This is a genomic window from Pseudidiomarina donghaiensis (assembly GCF_900116895.1).
Lineage (GTDB): Bacteria > Pseudomonadota > Gammaproteobacteria > Enterobacterales > Alteromonadaceae > Pseudidiomarina > Pseudidiomarina donghaiensis.
Genome location: NZ_FPCF01000005.1, coordinates 1 through 26,992 on the forward strand (window position 1 = coordinate 1; position 26,992 = coordinate 26,992).

Annotated in this window: 23 protein-coding genes and 1 pseudogene; 19 read left to right on the forward strand and 5 right to left on the reverse strand. The window is 48.5% G+C overall.

Going from position 1 to position 26,992, the window contains the following annotated elements; genetic code table 11:
- The 4 genes and pseudogenes from BM334_RS09060 to BM334_RS09080 form a co-directional block, all read left to right on the forward strand.
- A partial coding sequence (locus BM334_RS09060) for a cation efflux transmembrane domain-containing protein (protein WP_177215072.1) occupies nt 1–815 on the forward strand: 815 nt, incomplete at its 5' end.
- 3 nt (nt 816–818) lie between these two features.
- Complete coding sequence (gene lspA, locus BM334_RS09065) at nt 819–1,331, forward strand: signal peptidase II (RefSeq protein WP_092840987.1); 513 nt, start codon at nt 819–821, stop codon at nt 1,329–1,331.
- An 80-nt stretch (nt 1,332–1,411) separates the two neighbouring features.
- Nucleotides 1,412–1,615: pseudogene (locus tag BM334_RS09070) on the forward strand (ISL3 family transposase); the annotation flags it as partial.
- 256 nt (nt 1,616–1,871) lie between these two features.
- Entirely contained in the window at nt 1,872–3,002 is a 1,131-nt protein-coding gene (locus BM334_RS09080; protein ID WP_241970926.1) for an alkaline phosphatase family protein, read from the forward strand.
- Nucleotides 3,003–3,026: 24 nt separating this feature from the next.
- Here BM334_RS09080 and mscL read toward each other — a convergent pair whose 3' ends face one another.
- The gene (gene mscL / locus BM334_RS09085) at nt 3,027–3,473 is read right to left on the reverse strand and encodes a large-conductance mechanosensitive channel protein MscL (RefSeq protein WP_092840991.1); all 447 of its coding nucleotides are present in this window, start codon (nt 3,471–3,473) and stop codon (nt 3,027–3,029) included.
- Nucleotides 3,474–3,594: 121 nt separating this feature from the next.
- Between mscL and BM334_RS09090 the strand changes: the two genes are divergently transcribed.
- Nucleotides 3,595–4,650 carry a GGDEF domain-containing protein gene (locus tag BM334_RS09090; RefSeq protein ID WP_092840993.1) on the forward strand — a complete coding sequence of 352 codons (1,056 nt, stop codon included), beginning with the start codon at nt 3,595–3,597 and terminating at the stop codon, nt 4,648–4,650.
- On the opposite strand, the gene upp is transcribed toward BM334_RS09090, so the two are convergent.
- Nucleotides 4,647–5,276, reverse strand: coding sequence for a uracil phosphoribosyltransferase (gene upp / locus BM334_RS09095; protein WP_055438990.1), 630 nt, complete (start codon nt 5,274–5,276; stop codon nt 4,647–4,649). The two genes, BM334_RS09090 and upp, sit on opposite strands and share 4 nt — an antisense overlap.
- A 179-nt stretch (nt 5,277–5,455) precedes the next feature.
- On the opposite strand from upp, the gene BM334_RS09100 reads away from it, so the two are divergent.
- The 11 genes from BM334_RS09100 (at nt 5,456) to BM334_RS09150 (ending at nt 18,653) form a co-directional block, all read left to right on the forward strand.
- Nucleotides 5,456–6,220 (forward strand): nuclease-related domain-containing protein, encoded by a 765-nt coding sequence (locus tag BM334_RS09100; RefSeq protein WP_092840995.1) that lies wholly within the window; start codon nt 5,456–5,458, stop codon nt 6,218–6,220.
- Nucleotides 6,183–6,656, forward strand: a complete 474-nt coding sequence (locus tag BM334_RS09105; RefSeq protein WP_157981869.1) for a c-type cytochrome — start codon at nt 6,183–6,185, stop codon at nt 6,654–6,656. The genes BM334_RS09100 and BM334_RS09105 overlap by 38 nt, the downstream gene beginning before the upstream one ends.
- A gap of 237 nt (nt 6,657–6,893) precedes the next feature.
- Nucleotides 6,894–9,056 carry a catalase/peroxidase HPI gene (gene katG / locus BM334_RS09110; protein WP_420849441.1) on the forward strand — a complete coding sequence of 721 codons (2,163 nt, stop codon included), beginning with the start codon at nt 6,894–6,896 and terminating at the stop codon, nt 9,054–9,056.
- Between the two features lie 60 nt (nt 9,057–9,116).
- Nucleotides 9,117–9,992, forward strand: a complete 876-nt coding sequence (locus BM334_RS09115; RefSeq protein WP_092841001.1) for a LysR family transcriptional regulator — start codon at nt 9,117–9,119, stop codon at nt 9,990–9,992.
- An 80-nt stretch (nt 9,993–10,072) separates the two neighbouring features.
- Complete coding sequence (locus tag BM334_RS09120; protein WP_092841003.1) at nt 10,073–12,229, forward strand: TonB-dependent siderophore receptor; 2,157 nt, start codon at nt 10,073–10,075, stop codon at nt 12,227–12,229.
- Between the two features lie 13 nt (nt 12,230–12,242).
- Nucleotides 12,243–13,349 (forward strand): PepSY-associated TM helix domain-containing protein, encoded by a 1,107-nt coding sequence (locus BM334_RS09125; RefSeq protein ID WP_092841006.1) that lies wholly within the window; start codon nt 12,243–12,245, stop codon nt 13,347–13,349.
- 106 nt (nt 13,350–13,455) lie between these two features.
- The gene (locus tag BM334_RS09130) at nt 13,456–14,073 is read left to right on the forward strand and encodes a glutathione S-transferase family protein (RefSeq protein WP_092841008.1); all 618 of its coding nucleotides are present in this window, start codon (nt 13,456–13,458) and stop codon (nt 14,071–14,073) included.
- Complete coding sequence (locus BM334_RS09135; RefSeq protein ID WP_092841010.1) at nt 14,074–15,555, forward strand: flavin-containing monooxygenase; 1,482 nt, start codon at nt 14,074–14,076, stop codon at nt 15,553–15,555.
- Nucleotides 15,552–16,475 (forward strand): alpha/beta fold hydrolase, encoded by a 924-nt coding sequence (locus tag BM334_RS09140; RefSeq protein WP_092841013.1) that lies wholly within the window; start codon nt 15,552–15,554, stop codon nt 16,473–16,475. The genes BM334_RS09135 and BM334_RS09140 overlap by 4 nt, the downstream gene beginning before the upstream one ends.
- A gap of 283 nt (nt 16,476–16,758) precedes the next feature.
- Nucleotides 16,759–17,316 carry a GGDEF domain-containing protein gene (locus tag BM334_RS12915; protein ID WP_126801832.1) on the forward strand — a complete coding sequence of 186 codons (558 nt, stop codon included), beginning with the start codon at nt 16,759–16,761 and terminating at the stop codon, nt 17,314–17,316.
- Nucleotides 17,317–17,357: 41 nt separating this feature from the next.
- Nucleotides 17,358–18,653, forward strand: a complete 1,296-nt coding sequence (locus tag BM334_RS09150; protein WP_092841016.1) for an NAD(P)/FAD-dependent oxidoreductase — start codon at nt 17,358–17,360, stop codon at nt 18,651–18,653.
- Nucleotides 18,654–18,674: 21 nt separating this feature from the next.
- On the opposite strand, the gene BM334_RS09155 is transcribed toward BM334_RS09150, so the two are convergent.
- Together BM334_RS09155 and BM334_RS09160 are read right to left on the reverse strand one after the other, a co-directional pair.
- Nucleotides 18,675–20,825: a TonB-dependent receptor family protein gene (locus tag BM334_RS09155; protein ID WP_092841018.1), complete on the reverse strand. Its 2,151-nt coding sequence runs from the start codon at nt 20,823–20,825 to the stop codon at nt 18,675–18,677.
- A gap of 78 nt (nt 20,826–20,903) precedes the next feature.
- Entirely contained in the window at nt 20,904–21,359 is a 456-nt protein-coding gene (locus tag BM334_RS09160) for an EVE domain-containing protein (RefSeq protein WP_092841020.1), read from the reverse strand.
- 128 nt (nt 21,360–21,487) lie between these two features.
- On the opposite strand from BM334_RS09160, the gene BM334_RS09165 reads away from it, so the two are divergent.
- Genes BM334_RS09165 through BM334_RS09175 form a run of 3 tightly spaced genes read left to right on the forward strand, consistent with a single transcriptional unit; the run spans nt 21,488 to nt 25,711 of the window.
- Entirely contained in the window at nt 21,488–22,495 is a 1,008-nt protein-coding gene (locus BM334_RS09165; protein ID WP_369678468.1) for an LLM class flavin-dependent oxidoreductase, read from the forward strand.
- The gene (locus tag BM334_RS09170; RefSeq protein ID WP_157981870.1) at nt 22,485–23,090 is read left to right on the forward strand and encodes a biliverdin-producing heme oxygenase; all 606 of its coding nucleotides are present in this window, start codon (nt 22,485–22,487) and stop codon (nt 23,088–23,090) included. Before BM334_RS09165 ends, BM334_RS09170 begins: the two co-directional genes overlap by 11 nt.
- Nucleotides 23,063–25,711, forward strand: a complete 2,649-nt coding sequence (locus BM334_RS09175; protein WP_092841024.1) for a sensor domain-containing phosphodiesterase — start codon at nt 23,063–23,065, stop codon at nt 25,709–25,711. The genes BM334_RS09170 and BM334_RS09175 overlap by 28 nt, the downstream gene beginning before the upstream one ends.
- Here BM334_RS09175 and BM334_RS09180 read toward each other — a convergent pair.
- The gene (locus BM334_RS09180) at nt 25,697–26,986 is read right to left on the reverse strand and encodes an anti-phage deoxyguanosine triphosphatase (protein WP_092841027.1); all 1,290 of its coding nucleotides are present in this window, start codon (nt 26,984–26,986) and stop codon (nt 25,697–25,699) included. The genes BM334_RS09175 and BM334_RS09180 overlap by 15 nt on opposite strands.
- Nucleotides 26,987–26,992: the final 6 nt, after the last annotated feature.

Genomic DNA, 26,992 nt, shown 5'->3' on the forward strand with positions numbered 1-26,992 from the left:
CAGGGAGATGGGTCAGTGTTTATGCCGTGCCGAAGATGGACTGTCCATCAGAAGAACGAATGATTCGCCTAGCCCTGAACGGCTTTGAGGAGATTCGGGCGCTGTCCTTCGACTTGTCGAACCGCCGGCTGAAGGTCGTGCATGACGGCGAGGTCGAGCCCGTCACCTCGAAACTGAAGACCTTGGGGCTAGGCGCCTCGCTTCAGGAAACCGTCGCTGCAAATCCGGAGACCATCAAGGCCGCCGAGTTTTCGGCAGCTTCTGCTAAGCAAGAATCCGGGACCCTGCGCTGGTTGCTCGGCATCAATGCACTTCTGTTCGTGGTGGAAATGACTGCCGGTCTGATCGCCCGGTCCACCGGCCTGATTGGAGAATCCCTGGACAATTTTGCCGATGCGGCGGTGTACGGGCTTGCCCTTTATGCGGTTGGACATAGCGTGAAAATGCAGGTACGTGCCGCGCATCTTGCTGGTGTACTGCAACTGATCTTGGCTGTGGGCGTGCTCGTAGAGGTGGTGAGACGCTTTGTATTCGGTAGTGAGCCTGAATCGCTGGTGATGATGGCTATCGCATTCGTCGCATTGATTGCCAATACCAGTTGTCTGCTGCTCATATCCAAACATCGGGAAGGCGGGGCGCACATGAAGGCAAGCTGGATATTCTCGGCCAACGACGTGGTGATCAACCTGGGGGTCATCACCGCCGGCGCCCTGGTCGCGTGGACCGGTTCCAATTATCCGGATCTGATTATCGGCACCATCGCGGGGGGCATTGTACTTAACGGTGCCAGACGCATTTTGGCGTTGAAGGGTTAAATAATGCTCATTATTGGCAAAAAGCTCTCGCCGTATGCCCTATTGTCCATATCGGGCCTGCTGGCAGCGTCTGATCAGGCCATAAAATGGCTGGTGCAACAATCAATGGCATATGGCGAGTCTATTTCAGTGACCTCATTCTTTAACTGGGTACACGTATGGAATACCGGTGCCGCATTCAGTCTTTTTGCGAATGGTGGAGGCTGGCAGCGCTACTTTTTTATCGGAATCGCGGTAGTGGTCTCGATTTTTCTGATCAAGCTGATCCTTGAAAATCGTCATAAAGGAGAAGCCATCGCTTACAGTCTTATCCTCGGTGGCGCCATGGGCAACCTAATTGACCGGGTCTTTCGCGGCTATGTTGTGGATTCCTTTGATTTCTATTGGCGAGACTGGCATTGGCCGGCCTTCAACCTGGCTGATATTGCAATTGTCCTCGGTGCCTTACTTTTAGTTTCCAGCAGCTTGTTGGGTAAAAAAGCAAACACCAATGCCGAGTCGGATGGATCTGACTGACACCTACGCCTATACAACACCATGACCGAACTTCCCGACAACATCCTTCACCTGCCGCAATACCAAGTACTGGGCTGCAAATCAACCGACTGGCCAAGGACAAGAACCGTGAAGGGCGCGATTACTCCTTCGAGGTGATGCGGGCACGAATGCTCTACACCACGAAGCACAAGAAGAAGGCACCGACTGCGAAGGTCTCTCCTTTCTACAAGAAAACCATCGGTTACGGACTGCCGGACTTCGCAGAGGAACTCAACTACGGAGTCGATCTATCAACCATCTGAGGGTGGTATCAGATTGATGGGGTGAAGGTGCCCCATCAACCATTAAATCCGTATACCCCTTAAAAAGACGTATTTTGAGCTAGCAGATTGACCATTTTAAGGTAACCAACAGGTCACAATGTTGTGGTAATATCGCTGACAAATTTACACAGTTAGAGTATTTTACATGCGGTATTTTGGGGTTATTTTCCTTACGCTTTTTGTAACGGGTGTTGCGACAGCAAACACAGCGCAACCCAACAGCGAGCAAACGGTTGTGCTTATCTCAATTGACGGTTTTCGCCACGACTACATTGAGCTGCACGGCGCCCCGAACATTGAGAAAATTGCCCAGCAAGGCATACGCGCTGAAGGGCTTATTCCAGTTTACCCGTCAAAGACGTTTCCTAACCATTTATCGATTGTGACCGGCCAGTACCCATCAAATCACGGTATTGTGGACAATAACTTTTATGACACTGAGCGCAAGCAACACTACAAAATGGGCGATGGTGTTCAAGACAGTACTTGGTTAACCACCCTGCCAATCTGGAACTTAGCTGAGTTTCAGGGCGTTAAAGCAGCGACGTTTTTCTGGCCAGAGTCAGAGGCTCGTATTAACGGCCGCACGGCAAGCTATTTCTACAAATACAGCACGCCAACGCCGAACCGGCAGCGCATTGATCAAATTGTGCAATGGTTAAAGCTACCGAAGGCGGCGCGGCCGCGTTTGGTCACTGGCTATTTTTCGGTGCTCGACACCATGGGGCATCGCTTTGGGCCCGAAGCACCGCAAGTAGGTAAGGCGGTACAGCATGTGGACAACCTCATTGGCGAGTTATGGCAGCGCTTGCAAAGCGAAGTGGATGAGCCAGTAAATTTAATTTTGGTGTCTGATCACGGCATGTCGCAAATTAAAGCCGATGCGGTGATTGATTACACGACCTTTGCCATTGACGACGAATTATTTGAAGTGGTGAACGGTGCCACGCGCTTGATGATTTACGCTCATGAGCATACCACGCCAGAGCAAATTCATAGCCTGAAGCAGCAATTGCAAGCCGCCAACAATGGCCAGTACTGGTTGGAAACTGACCAGCAATTACAGCAACTTGGTGTGATTCCCACGACTCGTACGCCAGCAATCGTGCTAGGCACCAAAGCCCCAGCAATATTTACTAGCCGCCCACCAGAAAGCCGCAAAGATGGCGGCACACACGGCTATCATTCAAGCCGTGACATGGATGGCATTTTTATCGCCGCTGGGCCGGCAATAAAAGCAAAAACACCGTTGAAGCGCTTTAGCAATATTCACATTTATCCATTTATGGCGCTGTTGTTGGGGTTAGAGTTACTCACTCCAATCGATGGCGACGCCAAGGTGCTGGCGCCGCTTATTGCTCGTTAACTAAATAGCGTTAACTAAGTCGTGTTAACCGAGTTCTGAAGTACAGGCTGGGCAACGTGTAGCCGCCAATGGGATGCTAGTGCAGCAATGCGGGCATGCTTTGGTGGTAGCCGGCGCGGGTTCTTCTTTGGTGCGTAAGCTGTTCATGCCTTTAACCAACCAGAACACCGCAAACGCAACAATGATAAAGCTAATGGTATTGGTTATAAATACGCCGTAGTTCATGGTTACCGCACCAGCGCCTTGCGCATCGGCGAGTGCTACATATGGGCCGGGGTTTTCAATACCAGCGCGCAACACAAAAAACATATCGGAAAAATCGACGCCGCCCAATAATAAACCAATAGGGGGCATGATTATGTCGGCCACAAAGCTTTTAACGATGGTACCAAATGCACTACCAATAATAATACCCACAGCCATATCTACGACATTGCCTTTTAAGGCAAACTTTTTGAATTCGTTCAACATAGTCGTTATCTCGTGCTACGCTGCTCACCCCGTGTGGGCAGTCGCAAAATAAGTTATAGCTCATTAATTGAAATAGATATATTTTAACTATCAAGAACACAGCAAGTAGTGAATCCGCAACATGATGAACGTACGTAAAAAATTTCACCCGCACATTGGCGTTGAAAATCCGCAATATCATCAGGTATCGCTTATTTACAGCATATTACTGATTATGGTGGTTTATTTTGGGCTTATCGGTACATTGAATATTACCTTATTCGATGCGCCGCAGATTGCGCTGTATGACTACATTGGTTTGGTATTGGCAAGCATTATTCTTATTTATGTTAGCCGCGGTGGGAACATTCATATTGCCTGTTGGGTGGTTACTTGCGCTTTAGTTTTTGTCTTAATGGCGTTTATGCACATTGCTAAAGGCAATAATTATTCGCTGATTTGGCTGTCAATTTTACCGCCCATTGCATTCTTTTTATTAGGCCCGCGCACTGGTTTTATTTTTACCGCAGCGGTATTTGCGTACAGCGGTTGGTATTTGTATGGAAACTTATCTGCCGGCACTGTTAGCACAACAATGTCTTTAGGCGCCTTGTTCAACTTTATTGAAGTGGCTACCGCGCAGTTATTTATATTTCGTTTTTATGAGCGCTCACGGCGCCAAGCTTACGCACAAATGCAGAAAATTGCGATTACTGATCCACTTACGAAAGTATTCAACCGATTGTATTTAGATAATGCTATTCAGTCGCTACTGGCAGGCTCTGCGCGTACTTTGCAGCCAGTGTCAGTACTATTGTTAGACGTTGATTATTTTAAACGAATTAATGATCAGTATGGCCATTTAAAAGGCGATGACGTGTTAGTTAATGTGGCAAAGACAATTACTGATAATGTGCGTGCAGCAGATATTGTCGGGCGATGGGGTGGGGAAGAGTTTTTAATTCTATGCCCTAACACCACAACCGATGAAGCAGCTCAATTAGCAGAGCGAGTTCGTCAAGCGGTGGGCGCTATGGGTGTTGAAAATGAATTAGCGGTCACGGTAAGTATTGGGGTAGCAACGGCTCAGCAATTTAATGACGAAACAGGTGATCGGTTGTTATCCGTTGCCGACAATAATATGTATTTGGCAAAACAAGCTGGTCGTAACCAGCTTGTCGCGTCATTAACCAATTAACGGGTACCGAAAATTTTATCCCCAGCGTCACCTAAGCCCGGCACAATATAGCCGTGTTCATTCAAGTGCGAGTCGAGCGCGGCCGCATAAATGTGCACATCTGGGTGGGCTTCTAGCACTTTATCCACACCTTCGGGCGCGGCAACCAGAACTAATACGCGAATTTGCTCACAGCCTTTTTGCTTCAGCATATCAATGGTGGCCACCATAGTGCCGCCGGTGGCCAGCATGGGGTCAATAACCAGCGCAATGCGTTGGTCAATGTCTTTCACCAGCTTCTGAAAATACGGAACTGGCTCGAGCGTTTCTTCGTCGCGATACAAGCCAACCACGCTCACTTTCGCACTCGGAATTAGGTCTAATACGCCGTCTAGCATGCCAATGCCTGCCCGCAAGATAGGCACCACAGTCACTTTTTTACCCTTAAGCTTTTGCACTTCAATGGCATCGCCGCTCCAGCTGGTAATGGTATTTGGCTCAAGTTCAAAGTCGCTGGTGGCCTCATAAGTAAGTAAATTACCTAGCTCGTTTGTGAGTTCACGGAAGCTTTTGGTGGAAATGTCCGCTTCGCGCATCAGGCCAAGTTTGTGTTGTACCAGTGGGTGTTTGATAACGTGTAGTGGCATATGGGGCTTCCGTGTTTCGTGATTCGTGCGCTGCGCTGTTGGTGCGCTGCGCTGTTCGTTATTCGTAGTTTATCAGAAAGTTGAGACTTGTCAGGGCGTAACCTAATTTGGGAATTAGACTTTCATCAGGGTTCAAGGTATTAATTGCTTGTACGCATCATAATAAGGATAACAAGAGTATGGCTAAATTATCGCCATTGAAAGCGAAACCACTGCGAAACCCCGGCGAGTCACTTGAACGCCGATTAATAGGCATCGCTTTCGATAAGGTGCTTTTTCATTTTATGCTGATTGCTGTGATGTTTGTCTTCGTGCTACTTGCATGGCTTACGCATCTGCAACAAACTCCCTTGAACCCTTATGTCGCTATGTTCATTGCTGCGCCGGTTGTTGGGTATAGTGCTTATAAAATGTACCTAGGCTTGAATGAATCAAAAAATATTAAGCTAGGTTTGGCAGGAGAAAAAGCTGTTGGTCAGTTTTTGGAGCGACTACGTTTAGATGGCGCGCAAGTATTTCATGATATTGAAGGTGAAAAATTTAATCTTGATCATGTCGTCATTCACCGCTCTGGCGTTTATGTTATTGAAACAAAAACCATGTCGAAAAGTGATAAACATAAGTCAGTATTGTTTTATAACGGAAAGCAAATTCTCCGCGGCGGACAGCCTATTCAAAGTGATGCTTTGACCCAGGTAAAAGCTGCAAGCAACTGGCTACATAAGCAACTTTTTGAGTCGACAGGTAAGCGATTTAATGTGCGCGGAATTGTTGTGTTTCCTGGTTGGTATGTTAAAACCACCGAGTTAGGAAGAACGGCCAATGTGTCTGTACTAAATCCATTGGTTTTACCAAATTATATCGGTAAGGCTAAATCACAGTTACGTGATGATGAGGTGCATATGTGTGCTTATCATCTTAGTCGCTATGTTCGGACTACTTAGCGCAGAAGTGATTGAGGTGATCATGCGTTATATGTTGTTTATGTTTATTTTTTTTGTGGTTGGGTGTAGCGCTTTTCATGAAACGCCGTCGCCTTTTGGTGACGTAAAATCGCAAGTGCAGGCGTCGCCCGAAGTCATCGCCAAAGGCGCAGAGGTTTTTAAGTATCGCTGTTCGGCGTGTCACAGTATGGACCCCAATAAAAGCCAGTTTTTTGGGCCGCACTTGGCCGGCTTAGTGGGGCGAAAAATTGCTACCGTTGAAGGCTACAATTTTACTGCAGCGGTGCAGCAAGAAGATATTATTTGGACCGAGCAGGTGTTGGACGACTGGTTAACACGGCCACAACAAATGGTACCCGACATGTGTATGCCGTTTTTAGGTTTGCCAAAAGCTGATGATCGTCATGCTTTAATTGAATATATGAAAACCCCATAGAACATACATCTTGTTTGCTACATTTTTGTAGACCTTAAAATCTGTGCTATGTAGAGATAAGCTCCTGTTTTAATCGATTTTTCGATTAATTTAATCTGTTTTTCTAGTTATGCGTTTTCTCCAGAATCGACTATTCCTATATAGGTCTCAACGACAGATGTATGTCCACAGGAGAGGGTATATCACATGTTAAAACGCACACTTCCCGTGCTGTCGGCCGCTGCACTTGCGGTAACGATGGCCTTCTCGTCTGGTGCGATGGCAACAGACGCTAAATCAAAAATGTTTTGGTGGCCAGATCAACTCGATCTCACCCCACTTCGTGACCACGATGTAAGTTCCAACCCTATGGCTGAATTCGACTACGCTGAAGCGATTCAAAAAGTCGATTTTGACGCTGTGAAGAAAGATATCGAAGCTTTGATGACCAGCTCGCAAGACTGGTGGCCTGCTGACTATGGTCATTATGGCCCATTCTTTATTCGTATGGCGTGGCACGGTGCGGGCACCTACCGTATTCACGATGGTCGTGGTGGTGCAGGCGGCGGTCAGCAACGTTTTGAGCCACTAAACAGTTGGCCAGATAACGTTAGCTTAGACAAAGCACGCCGTTTGTTGTGGCCAATTAAGCAAAAATACGGCAATAGCTTGTCGTGGGCTGACTTGATGGTACTTACCGGTAACGTGGCGCTAGAGTCGATGGGCTTTAAAACCTATGGCTATGCAGCTGGCCGTGAAGATGACTGGGAACCAGATACCGTATATTGGGGCCCAGAAAAAGAGTGGCTAGCCGATGAACGTTATAGTGGTGACCGTGAGCTTGAGCGCCCATTAGCGGCGGTACAAATGGGTTTAATTTACGTGAACCCTGAAGGCCCGAACGGTAATCCAGACCCATTGTTAGCTGCCAAAGATATTCGCGACACTTTTGGTCGTATGGCAATGAACGATGAAGAAACTGTCGCGCTAATTGCTGGTGGCCATACCTTTGGTAAGGCGCATGGTGCGCACAAGCCAGACGAGTGTTTAGGTGCTGACCCTGCGGGGGCGCCAATTGAAGAGCAAGGCCTCGGTTGGAAAAATAAATGCGGTAAAGGCCACTCAGAAGACACGATTACTTCTGGTTTAGAAGGCGCATGGTCGGTGAATCCAATTGCTTGGACCACCCAGTACTTAGATAACTTATTTGGTTTTGAGTGGGAACAAACACGTAGCCCAGCGGGTGCTATTCAGTGGATTCCAAAAGACGGTCAAGCGTCAAACTTGGTGCCGGACGCGCATATTCCGGGTAAACGCCATGCACCGATCATGTTTACGACCGATTTATCACTGAAGTTTGACCCTGAGTATCGCAAAATTGCCAAACGCTTCCATGAAAATCCGGAAGAGTTTGAGTTAGCTTTTGCGAAAGCTTGGTTCAAGTTGACCCACCGTGACATGGGCCCGCGTGCTCGTTACATTGTGGATACGTCACCTAAAGAGCCGTTAATTTGGCAAGATCCGATTCCTGAAGTAGATTACACGCTGATTAATGACCGCGATGTGGCCAACTTGAAGAAAAAGATCTTAGATTCAGGCTTGTCTGTATCTGAATTGGTACGTACCGCTTGGGCCTCTGCGGCAAGTTTCCGTGGTACCGATATGCGCGGTGGCGCAAACGGTGCACGTATTGCGCTAGCGCCGCAAAAAGACTGGGCGGTGAATAACCCGAAAGAACTGCAAAAAACCTTGCGTACGCTTGAAAAAGTACAGAAAGATTTCAATCGTTCGTTGCCAAAAGGCAAGCGCGTGTCATTGGCTGACACCATTGTGCTTGGCGGTGCTGCAGCGATTGAGAAAGCAGCAAAAGATGCAGGTTACACTGTGACTGTGCCTTTTGTGGCTGGTCGTAATGACACCACGCAAGAGTGGACTGATGACTCGTTTGACGTGTTAGAGCCGAAAGCTGATGGCTTCCGCAACTACTACACCAAAGACGTTGACATGTCACCGGCCGAAGCTCTTGTTGAGCGTGCTGACTTACTCACCTTAACGGTGCCAGAAATGACCGCGTTAGTGGGTGGTATGCGTGCCTTAAACGCTAACTATGGTGGTGGCAAGCACGGCGTATTTACGAAGCGTCCTGGCCAGTTGACTAACGACTTCTTCGTGAACTTGTTAGATATGAGCACTGAGTGGGCACCTTCGAAAAACCAAGAAGGCGTGTACGAAGGTCGTGACCGTAGTTCAGGCGAATTGAAGTACACCGCCACTCCGGTTGACTTGATCTTTGGTTCTAACTCAGAGCTTCGCGCTATTGCTGAATTCTACGCACAAAGCGATTCTGACGAAAAATTCGTTCAAGACTTCGTCGATGCGTGGGTGAAAGTCATGCGCCTCGATCGCTTTGACCTTGAGTAACTAATCACATCGATAGTATAAAGGGAGCTTAGGCTCCCTTTATTTTTGGAGAAACCACAGGTGGCGCGTTCAACCATAGAACAATGGCGTATGTTTAAGGCAGTTGCTGATTTTGGCGGCTTTCAGCAGGCGGCCGATCACGTGCATAAAAGCCAGTCGACCGTGCACCACGCGGTCAATAAGCTTGAAGAACAACTTGGTGTGCAGCTGATTGAAGTACAGGGTCGTAAAACCACCATTACCCCAGCCGGTCAGCAGCTGTTGCGCCGCATTACGTATTTGCTAGCCGAAACCGAACGCTTTGAAAACGTGGCGAAGAACCTCAAGCAAGGGGTAGAGTCACGTTTAGCCATTGCGGTTGATGAGGCCTTTCCGAAAGACGTGCTGTACCAAGCGCTTGCGGAAGTATCAAAAGAGTTTCCGTTGGTTCACATTGAGGTTATTGAAACCATCTTAAACGGCGCCAATGAGCTGCTTAACAAAGGGGTGGCCGAAATTGCTTTGTCGCCGTTTACCCTCGCTAATGAACTGAGCGAAGACTTGTGCCAAATGGAGTTTATGGCGGTGTGTGGTGCTAAGCATCCGTTAGCACAAAAGCAAAATGTAAGCCCGGAAGACCTTAAGCAGTATCGCCAAATAGTGTTGCGCGACTCGGGGCAAGAGCGCCAAATTGATGTGGGTTGGCTTGGCTCAGAGCAGCGCTGGACGGTCAGCCATATGGCCACGTCTATTGAATTGATTCAGAAAAACTTGGGTTTCGCTTGGCTGCCCAAAACCGCTATTGCTGACTCACTGCAATATGGTTTGCTAACGCCCATTCAGCTTACGCGCGGCGCTACGCGCACCTTAAGTTTGTTTTTGAATTTTCGTGATGCGCAAACATTAGGGCCTGTGGCCCGCAGTTTTATTGGCCATGTGCGCTATTTAACAGAATAATCAAAAACGGTATTGAGAATTGTTCGCATTTGCATTAGGATCGCCACCCTAAGCAAAATTCATCTTTTAGGGGTGCGAACGTGAACAAATTTTCAGCGATTACCTGCGTTTTTCTTGCCGCAGGAGTTCCGGTTGCTCAAGCCGCTGCGCTAGAGCCGCAAACAACCGAAGCCATTGAACGCCTGCAAATTCGTGGCGAGCAGCAAAGTGGTTACCTTGCAGGTGACCAAAAGTCAGCGACCAAGCTTGATATTTCTATTAAAGAAACCCCGCAAACGGTTACGGTGATTACCCAAGAACGTATCCGTGATTTTGGCTTAACCGACATTAATACCGCTTTAGAAAATTCAGCCACTATTAATGTTGAGCAAGTAGAAACGGACCGAACTTACTATACGTCGCGGGGCTTTGAATTAAGCAACTTTCAGGTAGACGGTTTAGGTTTGCCACTAGTAAACAGCAACAGTCACGGCCGTATGGACGCAGCGTTATACGAGCGCATTGAAGTGGTGCATGGTGCTAATGGCGTCATGACTGGGGTAGGTAGCCCTTCTGCCACGGTAAACATGGTACGTAAGCGCCCGAAATCTGAAACTAAAGGTTCAGTGGTGGCGTCGTTAAGCTCATGGTCGGGCAAGCGTTTAGAAGGCGACTTTACTGGCGCACTGACTGACTCGGTTCGTGGCCGCGTGGTGCTGGTTGGCGACGACCGCGAATCGTATTTAGACCGCTACCAAAACAACTCGCAGCTTTTTTATGGTGTGGTGGACTATGCGCCTACCGCGAATACTTTAATCACCCTTGGCCACAGTGAGCACCGCAGTGACTCTGATGGCAACATGTGGGGCGCTTTAACCCTGCATTATGGTGACGGTACGCCAACGAACTTTGACAGTTCAACTAACATTGCTGCCAACTGGTCGCAGTGGAACGTTAATGAAAGCCGCAGTTTTGTCGATGTTGAAACCGTGCTGACCGACAATTGGAATTTGCGTTTTGCCTACAATCGCGTGCGCACCGACGAAGACAGTTACTTGTTTTACACGTATTTACCCGACCCAGCGACTGGCTTAGACCCTGAAACCGGTTTGGGCTTGTTAGGCTACGGCAGCGAATTCGATTTTGACGACAGTCAAGATAGCTTCGACCTTTACGCCAGTGGTCGTTTTATGGCCGGCAACTTAGAGCACGAAGTGGTGGTTGGTACAAATTATGCAACGCTGAATTTTGATGAGATGTCGTTGTACGACTTTCACACCGGCAATGGCTTTCCAGCCATGCCGGCACTGGAAGACTGGAACGGTAACACTCCATTTCCAGAGTTCACCGACGGCTTAGCCGGCAGTGATATTGAAAACACGCAAAAAGCGATTTACGCGCAAGCGCGTTTCAGCTTGTCGTTAGACACCAAGTTATTGTTAGGCGGCCGTTACAACGAATTCACGACTGAAGGCTTGCAATACGGGGTTGACCAGTCACGGGACGAAGGCCAATTTATTCCGTATGTTGGGGTGACTCATAACGTTACACCAAGCACCACGGTTTATGCGTCGTACACTGAAACCTTCCAAGCGCAAAACTTGCGCGACCGTAATTTTGAGCGGTTACCGGCGTTAACCGGTGAAAACGCTGAAATTGGCTTTAAAACCGAGCTTTCTAACGGTGGTGCGCTGCTGTCGGCTGCTTATTTTCATGTGAAACAGAAAAACTTAGCGGTCGGCGACGGTACAGTAACGAACCCCAATACCAATGCCCCTGAGCCGGTATACCGTGCCGCCGAGGGTGTTTCTAGCCAAGGTATTGAGGTGGAGTTGTCGGGCGAGCTAGCCGAAGGTTTGCAAGGTAGCATTGCCGCAACTTCGTTTGAGGTGGATGGCGACGCAACGGTGGAAGACTACACGCCAGAGAATTTATTCCGGGCTTCATTAACCTACCGCCCAGCAGCGCTAGAGCAGTTAAAAGTAGGGGCTAGTTTTAACTGGCAAGACACCATTTCACGCGTGCAAGGCGTGGTGGGTGATAGCTATGTCAACGCCGGTGAAACCATTGTCACCACGCAAGAAGCTTATGGTCGCTTGAACCTGATGGCGAGCTATCAGTTTACCGACGCTGTAAGCGTAACGCTGAATGCCAACAACGTATTGGACAAGAAATACATCAATAGTTTGCTTTGGCCAACGCAAGGTTATTACGGTGCGCCACGTAACTATTCAGCAACGGTTCGCTGGAACTTTTAAGGTTTAACCAACAATGCGAAAGACTCTCCATAAATGGCATGGTTGGGCGGGGATCATTTGTATGGTCCCCTTTCTTGTTATTTGCCTTACCGGTAGTATTTTGGTGTTCAAAAAGGAAATTGATAGCTTATTGCTCGCCGGTGTGGCGGCCCTTGAGCCTGCTGAACAACCCCGAAAATCACTGAACGAACTCACCACCAGCGTGCAGCAGCAACTGCCCGGCTATGAGTTTGGTAGTTGGGAAATATTCCCAGCCGGGCATGACGAAGCTGATCGTATTTTCATGATCAAAAAAGGCACTGATGAGTGGTTCAAAGCACACTTGAACCCGTATACCGGTGAACTGTTAAGCCAACCCACCGAGTCGGGCCATTACCTAACCGACTGGTTGGTTGAATTGCATTACACGCTCATGCTGAACGACTTACAGTACTTGCCGGAGCATTTAGGCCTAATTATTGGCCTGATCTTGTCTGTGTTTTTGCTGTTTATGGGTATTTCGGGGCTGATTATTTACCGCCGCTTTTGGGCGCGCTTATTTACCCTGCGTTGGAACCAGCGCATGCTTGCTGTGTTTAGTGACTTGCATAAAATGGCTGGCACGTTTGCCTCACCAGTATTGCTGGTGCTTGCCATTACCGGTGGGTATTACAACATTCTTATTTTCTATGAAGAGTGGGTTGAGCATGCCGACGGTGCCGAGCACCACGTGATGACCGAGCGCTTGTATGCCACGGATTTAAATATTGATGCATTGGTAGCCGATAGCACCAAGCAGATAGATGGATTCAAGCCAACGTATTTATTGTTCCCGTATGAACCTGAGTTGCCGTTTACTGTATTTGGCCGCGCGCCAACGGCGAATCCGTTGTTAAGCAACTATGGCAGCGTGTCGAACTATGATCCTAAAACAGGGGCCTACTTAAGCACCTATAACCTTAATGAGCAGGGCGCTGGCGCTAAAACCTTAGACAGCTTTCGTCGTTTGCACTTTGGTACCTTCGGCGGCTTGCCGGTGAAGGTGATTTGGAGCTTGGTTGGGGTGTTGCCGTTGCTGCTTTCTATAACCGGTACCTACATTTGGTGGCAGCGTCGAAAAAAGCGTCGTCGGCGCCGATAGTTAGCGCGGCGCAAGGTTAGTACTTGCGTTCGCTAACAACTTGTTTCATTGTGTTCTATACAACTTCACAGGTTAATAAGAACGTATAGAACACACAGGAGACACCATGAAAATTTACGAAACTGCAACGGCGCCAAACCCTCGCCGTGTGCGCATGTTTTTAGCGGAAAAAGGCCTGCTTGATCAGGTTGAGTTTGTGCAAATTGACATTGCCAAGGGCGAAAACTTAACGCCTGAATTTGTCGCCATGAACCCCATGAAAAAAGTACCGGTGGCGGTACTTGATGACGGCACCGCGCTGGCTGAAACCATGGCTATTTGCCGTTATGTGGAAGAGTCTCATCCCAATACCCCCGCGTTATTAGGCGACAGCGCCAAAGAAAAAGCCCTGATTGAACAATGGCTACGGTGGATAGATTTTTACTTAATGACTCCGGTTGGCATGTGTTTTCAGCACACTTCTGGCTACTTCAAAGACCGTATGAATTGTTTTCCTGACTATGGCCAAGACTGTTATGGCGCTGCTGAAAAGTTCTTTGCGTTTTTAAACGAGCAGCTAGCTGACAAGCCCTACTTATTAGGTGACAAGTTTACCGCAGCCGATATCAACGCGTTTTGCACCGTCAGTTTTGCCCGCGTGGTGAAGTTACGTATTGATGATGATCAGCCGCACTTACAAGCTTGGTTTGACCGTATTAATGAACGGCCTTCGGCGAAGGTATAAATGGCACAGCAGATAGTTGAAGTTGCCATTATTGGCACGGGTTTTGGCGGCCAAAGCACGGCGATTAACCTATTAAAACAAGGCATCACCGACTTTGTCATGCTTGAGCGCCGCGCCTTTATGGGCGGCACTTGGTGCCAAAATAGTTACCCAGGGGCACAGGTTGATGTGCAGTCGCCGTTGTATTCATTGGCGCAAGAGCCTTATCCCTGGTCACAAATGTTTACCACCCAACCTGAGCTTGAGGCCTATACTAATAAGGTGATTGATAAGTACGGGTTGCGCGATAAAGCACGGTTGAATTTTAACGTGCAGCAAGTGCGTTGGTGTGGTGAGACATTGCATTGGTTGATAACCAGCGACAGCGGCGAGCAGGTGCAGGCGCGCTTTGTGGTGAGTGCGCAAGGGCCGCTAAGCAATCCGGTTATTCCTGATTTTCCGGGGCGCGAACGCTTTCAAGGCGAGAGCTTTCATACCAATCATTGGAACCATGACTTCGACTATCGCGGTAAGCGTGTTGCGGTGATTGGCAGCGGTGCCAGTGCGGCACAGGTGATACCAACCATAACGCCCGATGTTGCCCAGTTACATGTGTTTCAGCGTTCACCCCATTGGGTGCTGCCGCGCCCTGACCGCGTATTTTCGCCGCGCGTACGGCGCTGGCTTGGCAAACGTTGGGTATATCAAACGCTGCGCAAGACTATTTATTGGGCGTTAGAGTGGCGAGTGTTTGCTTTTAAGTATACGCATGGGTTAATGCGCTTTTTTGCTCAGCGTCCGGCACTTAAGCACTTACGAGACCAAGTTCCCAATGCTGAACTGCGGGCGAAGCTAACGCCAGACTACACCATTGGCTGTAAGCGAATTATTGTGTCCAATACGCTTTACCCTGCGCTAAGCCAACCGCACGTAACCTTGCATAGCCGTGAAGACGGTATTGCTGAAATAAATGAACGGGGTATTCAAACCACTCAAGGGCAGCAAATTGATTTGGACTTGATTGTTTATTCTACTGGCTTTGACGCAACGGATGGCGCCGTAGGCTATGAGCTGATAGGTCGCGGTGGTAAGCATCTGCAGGAGGCCTGGCATGAGTTTCCGCGGGCATACTTAGGCACCGCGTTACCGCAGTTTCCCAATTTGTTTTTAGTCACAGGGCCCAATACGGGTATTGGCCATACTTCGGCTATATTTGTCATTGAGTCGCAAATGAAATACATCATGCAGGCTATTCGCTATGCGCGTGACCAAAGCAAGTCTATTGAGGTAACGGCGCAAGCAGAGGCTGACTATACCGATATGATACACCGCGAAATGCGCAAAACTGTATGGCATAGCGGCGGGTGTAACAGCTGGTATAAAAGCAAAAGCGGCCACGTTATTGCCATGTACCCAGGGTTTAGTTTTGTGTACCGCATAATGGCGAGCCGATTTAAGCCACAGCATCATGTGCTCATTGGCGGCAAGGACGACAACTCATGAAAAAGTTTATATTTACTTTATTGGCTTTAGCGTGTGCATTTTGGTTGGCGAGTATGCACCCGCGTTTTGGGTTGGCAGTGTATGACGTTGCTGCGGTTACGGAAGCGAAGCTGTACGGTTTCGACAAAGTATGGGTAGAGCTTGATGAAATGCCAATGGCCACTTACCAGCGAGGCACGCCAAAAGGTGGTAACACAGTTATTCTGTTGCATGGCTACACCGCATCGAAAGAACTGTGGCTGCGTTTTGCCAAGCATTTAGATGAAAACATTCACGTGGTTATTCCCGACTTAGCAGGGCATGGCGAAACGGGCTATTTTAGTGGTTGGTCGTACACTGCGGCAGCACAGGCTGAACGTGTAAAGCAATTGATGGATGTGCTTGGGGTGCAGCAAGCTGCTATTGTGGGCAATTCGATGGGCGGTATGATTGCTGCCAATTTTGCCATTATGTACCCCATGCAAACCCAAGCCATTGGGTTGTTTAACCCAGCCGGTGTTACCCCGCCAACGCCAAGTGTTACAGAAGCCATGTTTGCCGAGGGCAACTCGCCATTTGAAATAGATAACACCGCGGATTTTCTTGCATTTTATGCGCTAACTATGGAGCAACCGCCGTTTGCGCCTGAGTTTGTTTTACGCGGTATGGCCGAGCGCTATATGCAGCGCAAACCAGCTTATCAGCATATTGCCAATGACTTTCGCTTTAACGATCAGTTGGACAATCGCTTGGGCTTAATTAAGGTACCGACGCTGATAGTTTGGGGTGACAAAGACCAAATTTTGAGCCCTACGGCTGCGACGGTGTGGCACGACGGTATTGCCGGTAGTAAATTGGTGGTGTTTGAGGGTATAGGCCATATGCCTATGGTTGAGGTCCCCGAGGCGTCAGCCGCGTTAGTGTCAGAGTTTGTCTTTTAGTTTGATTGTGCTAGACATAATAGATTATCAAAAATGGAAGCATGGCATTGACACACGCGCCTTTTAATAACGACGAATTAATTGGTTTTTTCGTCAGTTATGGAGTAAGTCATTGAATCCGTTTTGGGTGTGTAAACCTTGCGGCAACGACTTTGAAATGATTACTGCGAACCCCTCGGCACTGGCTCTTGACCCACGCTAGGTTGCCGGTACGCGGTTTTCTGATTTAGTGCGTGGGCCGGGCTATTCTATTGAACTGCTAAGTGGTTATTACGACTGTTTAATGTCAAAATCACCCATTGAATTTGAACAGCGTGTACTGCACGACAACAAAGAATTTGTGTTTCGTACGTTTCTTGTGCCCATTTTGAATGAACAAAATGAGGTGACTCACATTTGGGGTACGGCCCACAATTTAACCGACTTTCTTGACCCACAACGTGAACTGCTGGCATTAAACCAACTGCTTGACGCAAAAGTGCAAGAGCGCACAGCACAGTTAAATCAGGCTATGGCGAAACTCGAAAAGTTATCTATTACTGATGAACTGACTCAGTTATCCAATCGGCGCTATTTTGACCAAGCGCTGAAAAAGGAAGTGCGACGCGCGCAGCGTGCCAGTCATGTGTTAGCTTTAATTTATTTCGATATTGACCACTTTAAAGACTTTAACGACACCTACGGTCATAGTGCGGGCGACAAATGCTTACAACGCATTGCGAAAGTTTTATCGAAGCACGCCAGTCGCGCGGATGACTTGCTGAAATTAGCCGACGATGCCTTGTACCGCAGGAAGAAATGTGGCCGGAATGCTAGTGTACTCGCCGATGGGCGCGTATAATTTGGCCTCCTTTTGTTTCAAGTTGGTCAACAGTTCAAATTATGGAAACGCAACACATTGTCGTAGTGGGTGGTGGGGCAGGCGGATTAGAGTTAGTCACAAAGCTGGGCCGAAAATATAAGCATGATGCGCATGTTTCGGTAACTTTAATCGACAGAAATTTGACTCACGTTTGGAAACCTTTGTTACACGAAGTAGCTGCTGGCGCTCTTGATGCAGATATTGATGGTGTGGATTACCGTGTTCAGGCAGCGCACGCGCATTTCAATTTTCTTCCTGGTGTGCTCTGTGGTATTGATCATGAAAAGCGTGTGATTAATCTTGCAGCTATAAACGATGATCAGGGCCGACAAATTGTCGCCGCGCGAAACATTCCCTTTACCTACTTAGTACTGGCAATTGGGTCAGTGACCAACGACTTTGGCACCAAGGGTGCGCAACAACATTGTTTTTTTCTTGATAGTGTTAAGCAAGCGACCCGCTTTCATCATCAACTGATGAACACATTTTTGTCGTTGCAGGCAGAAAAATACCCTCGTCCCCTTAATGTAGCGATTGTAGGTGGTGGCGCGACGGGAGTTGAGCTTTCTGCTGAGCTATATAAATCGGCAGAACTGATTCGCTCTTACGGTTTTTCTGACTTTCAGTTAAGTCAGTTGAAAATTACCTTAGTTGAGGCTGGGCCACGTATTTTACCTGCGTTACCTGAACGAATTGCCGCGGCAGCCCAGCAAGAGTTAATTAACTTAGGTGTGAAAGTGCGTGTGCAAACTCCCGTAGTTGAAGCCACTGAACAGGGGCTAGTGACGCAGTCTGGAGAGCTTATTGAAGCAACCATTAAAGTATGGGCAGCGGGTGTAAAGGCGCCGGAGTTTTTGGCTCAACTTGGTTGTTTTGAAACAAACCGTGCAAATCAAATTGTGGTTAGGCCAACGTTGCAAAGTACAACTCATAGCCAAATATTTGTCATTGGCGATTGTGCGGCGGTAGAGCAAGCTGACGGCTCTCGGGTGCCACCGCGTGCGCAGGCTGCGCATCAAATGGCTGAATGTGCCTATCTAAATATTGTTGCCATGCTGAAACAACAACCATTGCGTCATTTTGTATACCGTGATCATGGCTCATTAGTATCGCTTTCAAGTTATTCAGCAGTGGGCAGCTTAATGGGAAATTTAACGCGTGGCGCCATGATGGTTGAAGGTTGGTTAGCACGAGTTATGTATAAAAGCTTGTATCGAATGCATCAAGTGGCGGTTCATGGCTATTTCAAAACCATCTTGTTTATTTTGGTACAGAAATTGAATCGCCGTTTAAAGCCACGCTTAAAATTACATTAAGCGTGGCTGTTACGGCTTATATTAGAAGCTGTATTCTAAACCTAATGACACGGTTTGTGGCTTGTTCGGGCGCGCGCCATGTGGTGTGCGTGAAACAATGCGTTGTTGGTCAAATAGGTTGTCTACTTTCACAAATACAGTGGCCTGGTTGCTCAGTGGGTAGCGGCTAATCAAGTCCACCACAAATACTGAGTCGGTGTAGCTAAAGGCATTGGTGTTGTTGTTGCAGCCAACGCTTACACAAGTTTCGTCCATGTATTTTGCAACCACGTACTGGTTCCAGCCTGAGTCATGCTCAACACCGACACGTAAGCTCATGGTGTGCTCTGGAATATCGGCCAAACGGTCGCCTTTTTGCACGCCAGTCACTGGGTTGGTGGCACTAATTTCAGCGTCGCTAAAGGTGTAGTTAAAGTTCACTGGCAAGTTAAACTCACCGGCTTGCCATTCGTAGCCCGCCTGGAACTCTAAGCCTTGTACTACGGCTTCGCCGGTCACAAATGTACCTGAGGTAGCGCCGTTGCTGCATGGGCTTGCTAACGAGCACACTTCGGCTTGGTTGTTAAAGTCGCTACGAAACGCGAGGGCTTCAACAAACCAGTCGTTGCTGTAACGCACACCCGCTTCGTAGTTCGTGCTGGTTTCTGGTTCGTCAGTTTCTGTTGCGCCGCCACCAATGGGTGAGAAGCCGCGATGCACACCGGCAAGTACCTGCCAGTTGTTGTTTAGGTCATAGGTAAATGACGCGCCCGGCAGCCATTCTTGAGTGTTGTTCGAGCGGTAGCTTGGAGTGTCCGCGCGTTCTGGCGTTGCGAACTGCTGACGGTAGGTGTCGACGTCTTCATAGCGTAACGCTAGGTTCACTAATAAAGCATCGGTAACTTGCCAAGCGTCGGTTACCCACAAGCTAAGAGCATCGCCGCCTTCCAAGCGGTTGTCACCGCCGGTGGGTTCAATTATACGGTCAAACACTAGGCTACCGTTAATTTGGTCGTACACTTCTTTTGGCTGATAACGGTCTAATGAGTCGTTGTGATCACGCACACCGACATTTAGGGTGTGGTCTGCCAACAAGGTGGTGACATTCAATTCAACGCCATATGACTCATATGTGCGGTCGCCGTGAGTATAAGTTAGGTCTTGAACGTCAAGAGTCCCGTCTAAAATAGCTTGGGCCTGGGCGTCGCCTGCGTTCGCTGCATTAATGAATGAGCTGGTACTGGTTTTGAACCAGTCACGATGGTACTCATTGCGATAGGCAATGGCGCTTAAACGCGACGCATCGGTTAAGTCTAAGCTGTAGGTTAATGAAAAGCTTTTGTGCTGGTTGTCCATTTGGTCAATTTCGGACAAGCCATAACGACGGTTTGGGTTCTCAGCAAAGTCTTTGTCAGTTAAACCCGCGTAGGTTTCGTTAGACACCTGCTCTGAATACTGCATTTTGGCCAATAAGCTTTGGCGCTCGCCAGTCCAGCTAAGTTTTACTAAATAGTCTTCAATATCGAAGCCAGCATCACGGCTGCTGCGGTCAATGTCTTTAAAGCCATCGCTGCTGCGCTGCACAGTGTCAATCAAGAAGCCGAAATCACCGGCGCGGCCACCGTAGTATGCGTGAATATCTTGAGTGTTGTGCTCACCAAACTTGGTGGTGATTTTGCCGCGGTTTTGTTGCGGAATTGGGGTGGTGATCATGTTAATCACGCCGCCCGTTGTTTGCGGGCCGTAACGCAGAAGCGGTGCACCTTTGAGTACTTCAATGGTGTGCATGCGGTAAGCTTCTGGGAAATAGTATGCGGCTGGGTCAACGTACGGTAATGGCGCAATTAAAACGCCGTCTTCCATGAGGGTGACTTTGCTGCTGCGACCGCCAGAGGCAGCACGAATACCAATGTTAGGGCGCAAGCCTTGGCCGTCCTCTTCGCGGATATAAACGCCAGGTACGGTTTTCAATAACTGGTTAATATCGGTGTTGGCTTCAATGGTAATTTGTTCTGCGTCAACGACAGCACTAGAGCCTGGTAGCTTTTGCGCATCTTGCTTGCTACCAATAATTTGCATAACTTCGTCAATATTATCGTCGCTGCTATTTGTTGCTGCAGTTTCAGCATGCGCGACAGACAGTTGCAACCCCAGTGCCGTGAGCAGTGCGGTTGCTAAGATAGAACGTTGCATCGAATTTCCCCCAAAAGTCGAACAAAATTTAGGGGGTGGAGTATAAATGCAAATTATTCGCATTTACAAGCTATTCGATCAAACTTTAACTAAAACACTATCTCGCTCAACTTTTGAAAAAGGTATGACACTTAAACGATTGCCTTTTTGTATCAGTGGGCTGTCGGCTAATTCGGCCACGTTCTTAAGCTCATCAAGGGTGAGAATTCGCGCAAATTTACGCATAAACTTTAAGTCGACGGCATCCCATCGTGGGTTGTCTGGCTTGCTGCGCTTGTCAAAGTAGGCTGATTCGGGATTGAATTGAGTCGGGTCTGAGTAAGCTGTACGAGTGACGCGAACAATACCGGCAATGCCAATTTTTGCGCAGCTTGAATGATATATAAAAACCTCATCGCCAATGGCCATATCTCGCATGAAATTGCGTGCTTGGTAATTGCGGACACCGTCCCAGCGAATGACTTGATCCGGTGTTGCGGCAAAATCATCAATGCTGCACTCGTCGGGTTCGGTTTTCATAAGCCAATACTGCATAGCTGCTGTCCTCTTATATTTTTCGGGTAAGTCATGTCTCTTAAGTAAACAGGCTGATAATTTGGTAGCATGGTACGCAAATTACGCGCAGTTGACGACTGTTTGCGTTTGGCAGTATTTAAGGAGTCATGATGTTACAACCTGCGAATAAAGTGAAACTATCGGTACTTGATCTAGCGCCGATAACCGAAGGCAGTGACGCTCGGCAGTCATTATTGAATTCGGCTGACTTGGCTCGGCATGTTGAAAACTGGGGTTATCACCGCTTTTGGATGGCTGAGCACCACAACATGACAGGCATCGCAAGTGCCGCGACCGCTGTTGCCTTAGCTTATATTGGTAGTCAAACCCAACACATTCGCATTGGCGCTGGCGGTATTATGCTGCCCAATCATGCGCCGCTAATCGCTGCTGAGCAATTTGGTACCTTGGCGGCGTTATACCCAAATCGGGTTGACTTGGGCTTGGGCCGCGCACCGGGAACCGATGGTGCCACCTTGCGTGCTTTGCGTCGCACTTACGACAGCGCGGACGGTTTTCCAGCTGACGTGCAAGAGTTACTCATGTATTTAGATGACCCCAAACCTGAGCAAACAATTAAAGCCGTACCTGGCATGGGGTCACAGGTGCCAGTTTGGATATTGGGTTCAAGTTTGTTTGGTGCTCAGCTAGCCGCTCGTTTGGGCCTGCCTTATGCGTTCGCTTCGCACTTTGCACCCGATTATTTGCAGTTAGCACTTGAGGCTTACCGTAACAACTTTCAACCGTCCAAGTATCTCGACAAGCCGTATGCCGTGGCGGCGGTAAACGTATTTGCAGCGGACTCAGAGCAAGCCGCAAAGCGCTTGAAGAGCTCCATGCAGCAGCAATTTATTGCATTACGCCAAGGTACCCCAGGGCCATTACCTGCACCTCTAGATGATATTGAGCAGCAGGTTGATCCCATGGCTTTAGCTGCTGCAAATCATGCGTTAAAGTATACCGCTAGCGGCACCGCTGAACAGGTGCATCAATACCTGCGCGACTTTGTCGCCGCTACTGGCGTTAACGAAGTTATGTTGACTTGCCATGCTTATGACCACCAAGCGCGCTTGCGCAGCTTCGAATTGGCACAAGGAGTGCAATTTGAGTCATGAATTACTAACCGCATTGCGTGAAAATACTCACGCAATGCATCAAGCGTTAGATCATCACCCGATGATGGCACGGCTGTTACAACCAGAGTTAACCGCCACGACTTATGCCAATACCTTAGCCTGGTTACACCCCCTACAAACAGTGCTTGAAGGGCACCTTGCGAAGTTGCTCTCAACTTATGCTAGCCACCTTGAGTTAGCTTCTCGCGTGGCCGCCTTAAACGATGATTTAGAGCGGCTCAATACTCAGCCATACCAGTTGCCGGACGATATTCAGTTAGAAATTCAACGAACTCTAACGCCGTCGTTAGGCACCGTAGCCGGTATGCTTTATGTTTTAAATGGGGCGCGCCTAGGCTCAGCGCACATAGCGCGACGCCTACAGTATACAAGCCCTGATTTACCCAGCCGATACTTTGCTGAGGCAAACGGTGAAATTCATTGGCCGTACACCTTAAAACTGATCGATCATTTAGAAAATTACGAATATAGTGATTGTACATCTGCTGCTGAAGCAGTTTTTCGGTGGTACATCAAAGTAATGAATAGCGCTCAACAGGACGCTGTATGTCAAACGGTGTGTGGGTATACATAGTAATAATTGCTGTATTAGCGCTAAGCGTTGCTGTGGCGTTTGCGTTGGTGTGGCGTTTACGGTTGAAAGTTAGGGCGCAGCGAAATTTTCTGCACGACTTTATTGATGCTGAATATGATACCTTGCGGGCACTAGCCCAAAACCGACCGTTGTCAGAAAAGCTAAGTGATATTTGTGAGCTCGTAGAGCACCAAGTTCAAGACAGTTTTGCGTCGGTCATGATTGCCGATAGCTCATTAACTGTTTTAAATGCTGAAGCTGTAGGCGGATTACCTCAGGCTTTTAGGCTGGCTTTACAGAACCTATCCATAGCCGATGGCGTTGGTGCCTGTGGTACCGCAGCTGCATTGGGTGAACCGGTTATTGTCGCTGACATGTACTGTGATGAACGCTTTGACTCATTCGTACCACTGATAACGCAATACAACCTGCGCGCCGCATGGTCATTTCCAATATTTTCTGCAGAAAAACAATTGCTCGGTACCTTTGCTTTATATTCCAAACTTGCTAGAACGCCTAGCATTTCAGACATGAAGTTAATAGACCGCAGCCGCGAGCTCATTTCTTTGGTAATTACACAGCATCGCGATCGGGTTGAGCGCGAGCGCAGTGAGCAACATACGTTGTCGTTGTTTGATTACAACCCAGAGGCCGTATTTACCCTTGATCTTGAAGGGCATTTTATGAGCTTAAATGCGGCCGCCGAACGCTTAATTGAATTTAAAGCCGAACAAATGGTTGGGCAGCCTTATGATTTGGTAGTGCTTGAGGAAGACAAACAGCGGACGCGAGAGCACTTTGAAGCGACCAAGCGTGGGGAACCTCAACATTATGAAATTGGCGTGCTGAATCAACGCGGGCAGCTACAACGCATTGAAATTACCAATATGCCGATAATTATTAATGGCGAAATTACCGGTGTTCATGGCATTGCCAAAAACGTGACTCAGCAACGCGAATACGAGGAACGGTTACAAATTTTGGACCGTAGTGTCGAGGCGAGTACGAACGGTGTCGTGATAAGCGATGCTCGCAAAAAGGGATTTCCGGTTATTTATGTAAACCCTGCATTTAGTGCCATTACAGGGTACCAAGCCGAAGAAATGCTGGGGCGCAGTTGCTCCATGTTACAAGGGCCGGGAACTAGCCTCAACGCCACGAAAAAAATTGCCGATGCGCTGCGCGAAAAGCGTGAAGTGCGTTGCACTATTCGTAATTACCGCAAAGACGGGACACCGTTTTGGAACGAACTAATCCTTTCGCCAGTGCGCGATAGTCATGGTGAAGTGACTCACTATGTTGGCTTACAAAGCGACATATCAGCGCGTATTGCGCACGAAGAAAAATTGGCCTACCAAGCAACGCATGACGTATTAACAGGGCTTGCGAATCGGTCGTCGTTAGAAACTTATTTGTATGAGTCAAGCCTGCATGAAACCAAGCTGGTTTATGTGTTATTTATTGATCTTGATGGCTTTAAGCCAGTTAACGACAGTTTAGGCCACGAATGTGGTGACCATATTTTACAGCAAACGGCACAGCGTCTGCGCGCAGCGATTCCTGAGCAAGACATGCTTGCGCGCTTTGGTGGCGATGAATTTGTTGCGGTGGTGCAAAGCATCACTGAACCGAGCGATGTCGTGGCTTTGGTGAAAACCATTTTGGCGCAGTTTGACGCGCCTTTTGTGTACGAAGACGCCGAGGTAACGCTGTCGGCAGCTATCGGTATTGCTAGCAGTGATGTACCGACAAGCCACCCCAATGAGCTGATTCAGTTTGCTGATGTGGCCATGTATGAAGCGAAACGCCTGGGTAGTGGTACTTATCAGTGGTTCTCGCCAGAGCTTGATTTAGGTACACAGCAACAATTAACCCTGCGCACACAGTTGCAAGAAGCCATAACGAAACAACAATTTGAGGTGTTTTATCAGCCGATAGTTAACAATGTTGGTGCAGTGGTGGCGGCCGAGGCCTTGGTGCGCTGGAAACACCCAGAACAAGGCTATATTTCGCCGGTTGAATTTATTCCGTTAGCTGAACGCACAGGGCAAATTGTGACGATAGGCCGTTGGGTGTTAGAGCAAGCTTGTCGTGATTTGTCGCAGTTGCGTGAGCACGGTGTTGGTCAAGTGAGCGTCAACTTTTCGCCCATGCAATTTTACCGTGACGATTTTCTATCGTCGGTTGAGCAGGCAGTTCGTGCGTATGGCGTAAAACCGGGGCAATTGGTAGCGGAGATTACTGAGAACGTATTGCTGCGCGATACCACCGCCTCTTTGGCAATGATGCATAAGTTACGTGACTTAGGTATTGAAATTGCTTTAGATGACTTTGGTACTGGGTTTGCCAGTTTGAGTTACTTGAATATGATTCCGGCCCAGAAACTCAAAATAGACCGTATTTTCGTACAAGACATTCACATCAACAGTCGCAACGCCGCCATAACCCGCGGCGTGTTAACCATGGCTGCTGAGTTGGGTATGACGGTTGTTGCCGAAGGGGTGGAAACCTCAGACGAGCGCGACTACCTGAACAATTATGCCTGTGACTTTATGCAGGGTTACTTGTTCTGTAAGCCATTGCCTATAGCTGAGCTGATTGATTGGTTAAACCACAAATAAGTTACGGTACATGCGCTCAGCATAGTCATCTGTCATGCCAGCCACGTAGTCACACAGAATACGGTCGGCAGCTGCTTGACCTTGTTCGTGCTGAGCTTTTTGCCAGCGTTCACGGGTATTGCGTGGCAGCAAACGCAGCGGCTCGGTATGCAGCGCGGTGAATAAATCGAGTAGCATATTTTGGCTGCGGTAGCGTAACTGCTGAATAGACGGCTCATTGATGACATGCTCAAACACCACGTCTTTTAGGCTTTTTAACAAAAACGCTTCGTCGGTTGGCAAGGTTGCATTAAAGCGAATTAACGGCTCTTGTGCTTGCGGCAATACTTCTTCAAGGCGTACCGCGGTCACAAAAATGTTCACGAGCGCACCAATTGCGTTTTTACGCTGATGGTGCTCGCGTCCAAACAACTGTTGCCCCAGCTTTTGCATCAGCTCGGCTAGGCCGCTTGGCAGAGCATCAATGACAGAGTCGACATGCGCATGCCATTGGCTTTCGCTTAAGGTACCGGTAACGACCGCGTCTTCTAAATCATGCACGCCGTAAGCAATGTCGTCCGCTAGTTCCATCAGTGACGCATCAAGCGCTTTGTACTTTGATTTTTGCCAAGGGGCTTGGCTGAGTGTGTCAACCTGCTGGAACAATTCGCGGTCGCTGTCGTTTAACGGCTGCAACACCCAGTCTAAGAGGTCGGCATCGCAAGCAAATAGCGCTTTGGCTGGCTTCCACTTTGCCAAGCTTCCGGGTTTAGTCAGATGATCAGGGGCGGTTAATTCGGGCATCAGTACTGGGTATTTGAGTAGCCCCAGCAGCGAGCGACGGGTTAGGTCCATGCCATGCTCGGGATGATACGCCTCAAGTTTACCGACAATACGAAATGTCTGACCGTTGCCTTCAAAGCCGCCAGAGCTGAGCATTTTGAAATGCAACGCAGCTTCGCCGCCATGGCCAAACGGTGGATGGCCAATGTCATGCGCTAAACAGAGTGTTTCCATGAGGTTTAAGTCGGGCAATAATTCGGCGTGCGCGGCACTGCTCACGTGTTGTAACTGATTTATTAGTGACGCACCAATTTGCGCGGCTTCTAAACTGTGCGTTAAACGCGTGCGGTAGAAATCATTTTCACCAACGTTCATGATCTGGGTTTTCGACTGTAATCGACGAAAGGCCGCAGAGTGCAGCACCCGCGCGCGATCTCGTTGCCATGGCGTACGTAAATCACCTGGCCGATTTGAAGGGCCACCCGAGCGGCGTTGGTGCCAATGTTCCGTCATGTGTTG

Excerpts from the sequence above, each read along its gene's own strand:
- BM334_RS09130 (WP_092841008.1), top strand. The coding sequence starts at position 13,456 with ATGAAAATTTACGAAACTGCAACGGCGCCAAACCCTCGCCGTGTGCGC.
- BM334_RS09155 (WP_092841018.1), bottom strand. The coding sequence starts at position 20,825 with ATGCAACGTTCTATCTTAGCAACCGCACTGCTCACGGCACTGGGGTTG.
- katG (WP_420849441.1), top strand. The coding sequence starts at position 6,894 with ATGGCCTTCTCGTCTGGTGCGATGGCAACAGACGCTAAATCAAAAATG.
- BM334_RS09090 (WP_092840993.1), top strand. The coding sequence starts at position 3,595 with ATGATGAACGTACGTAAAAAATTTCACCCGCACATTGGCGTTGAAAAT.
- BM334_RS09150 (WP_092841016.1), top strand. The coding sequence starts at position 17,358 with ATGGAAACGCAACACATTGTCGTAGTGGGTGGTGGGGCAGGCGGATTA.
- BM334_RS09140 (WP_092841013.1), top strand. The coding sequence starts at position 15,552 with ATGAAAAAGTTTATATTTACTTTATTGGCTTTAGCGTGTGCATTTTGG.
- BM334_RS09165 (WP_369678468.1), top strand. The coding sequence starts at position 21,488 with ATGATGTTACAACCTGCGAATAAAGTGAAACTATCGGTACTTGATCTA.
- upp (WP_055438990.1), bottom strand. The coding sequence starts at position 5,276 with ATGCCACTACACGTTATCAAACACCCACTGGTACAACACAAACTTGGC.
- BM334_RS09135 (WP_092841010.1), top strand. The coding sequence starts at position 14,074 with ATGGCACAGCAGATAGTTGAAGTTGCCATTATTGGCACGGGTTTTGGC.
- lspA (WP_092840987.1), top strand. The coding sequence starts at position 819 with ATGCTCATTATTGGCAAAAAGCTCTCGCCGTATGCCCTATTGTCCATA.
- mscL (WP_092840991.1), bottom strand. The coding sequence starts at position 3,473 with ATGTTGAACGAATTCAAAAAGTTTGCCTTAAAAGGCAATGTCGTAGAT.
- BM334_RS12915 (WP_126801832.1), top strand. The coding sequence starts at position 16,759 with ATGTCAAAATCACCCATTGAATTTGAACAGCGTGTACTGCACGACAAC.
- BM334_RS09160 (WP_092841020.1), bottom strand. The coding sequence starts at position 21,359 with ATGCAGTATTGGCTTATGAAAACCGAACCCGACGAGTGCAGCATTGAT.
- BM334_RS09180 (WP_092841027.1), bottom strand. The coding sequence starts at position 26,986 with ATGACGGAACATTGGCACCAACGCCGCTCGGGTGGCCCTTCAAATCGG.
- BM334_RS09175 (WP_092841024.1), top strand. The coding sequence starts at position 23,063 with ATGTCAAACGGTGTGTGGGTATACATAGTAATAATTGCTGTATTAGCG.
- BM334_RS09100 (WP_092840995.1), top strand. The coding sequence starts at position 5,456 with ATGGCTAAATTATCGCCATTGAAAGCGAAACCACTGCGAAACCCCGGC.
- BM334_RS09125 (WP_092841006.1), top strand. The coding sequence starts at position 12,243 with ATGCGAAAGACTCTCCATAAATGGCATGGTTGGGCGGGGATCATTTGT.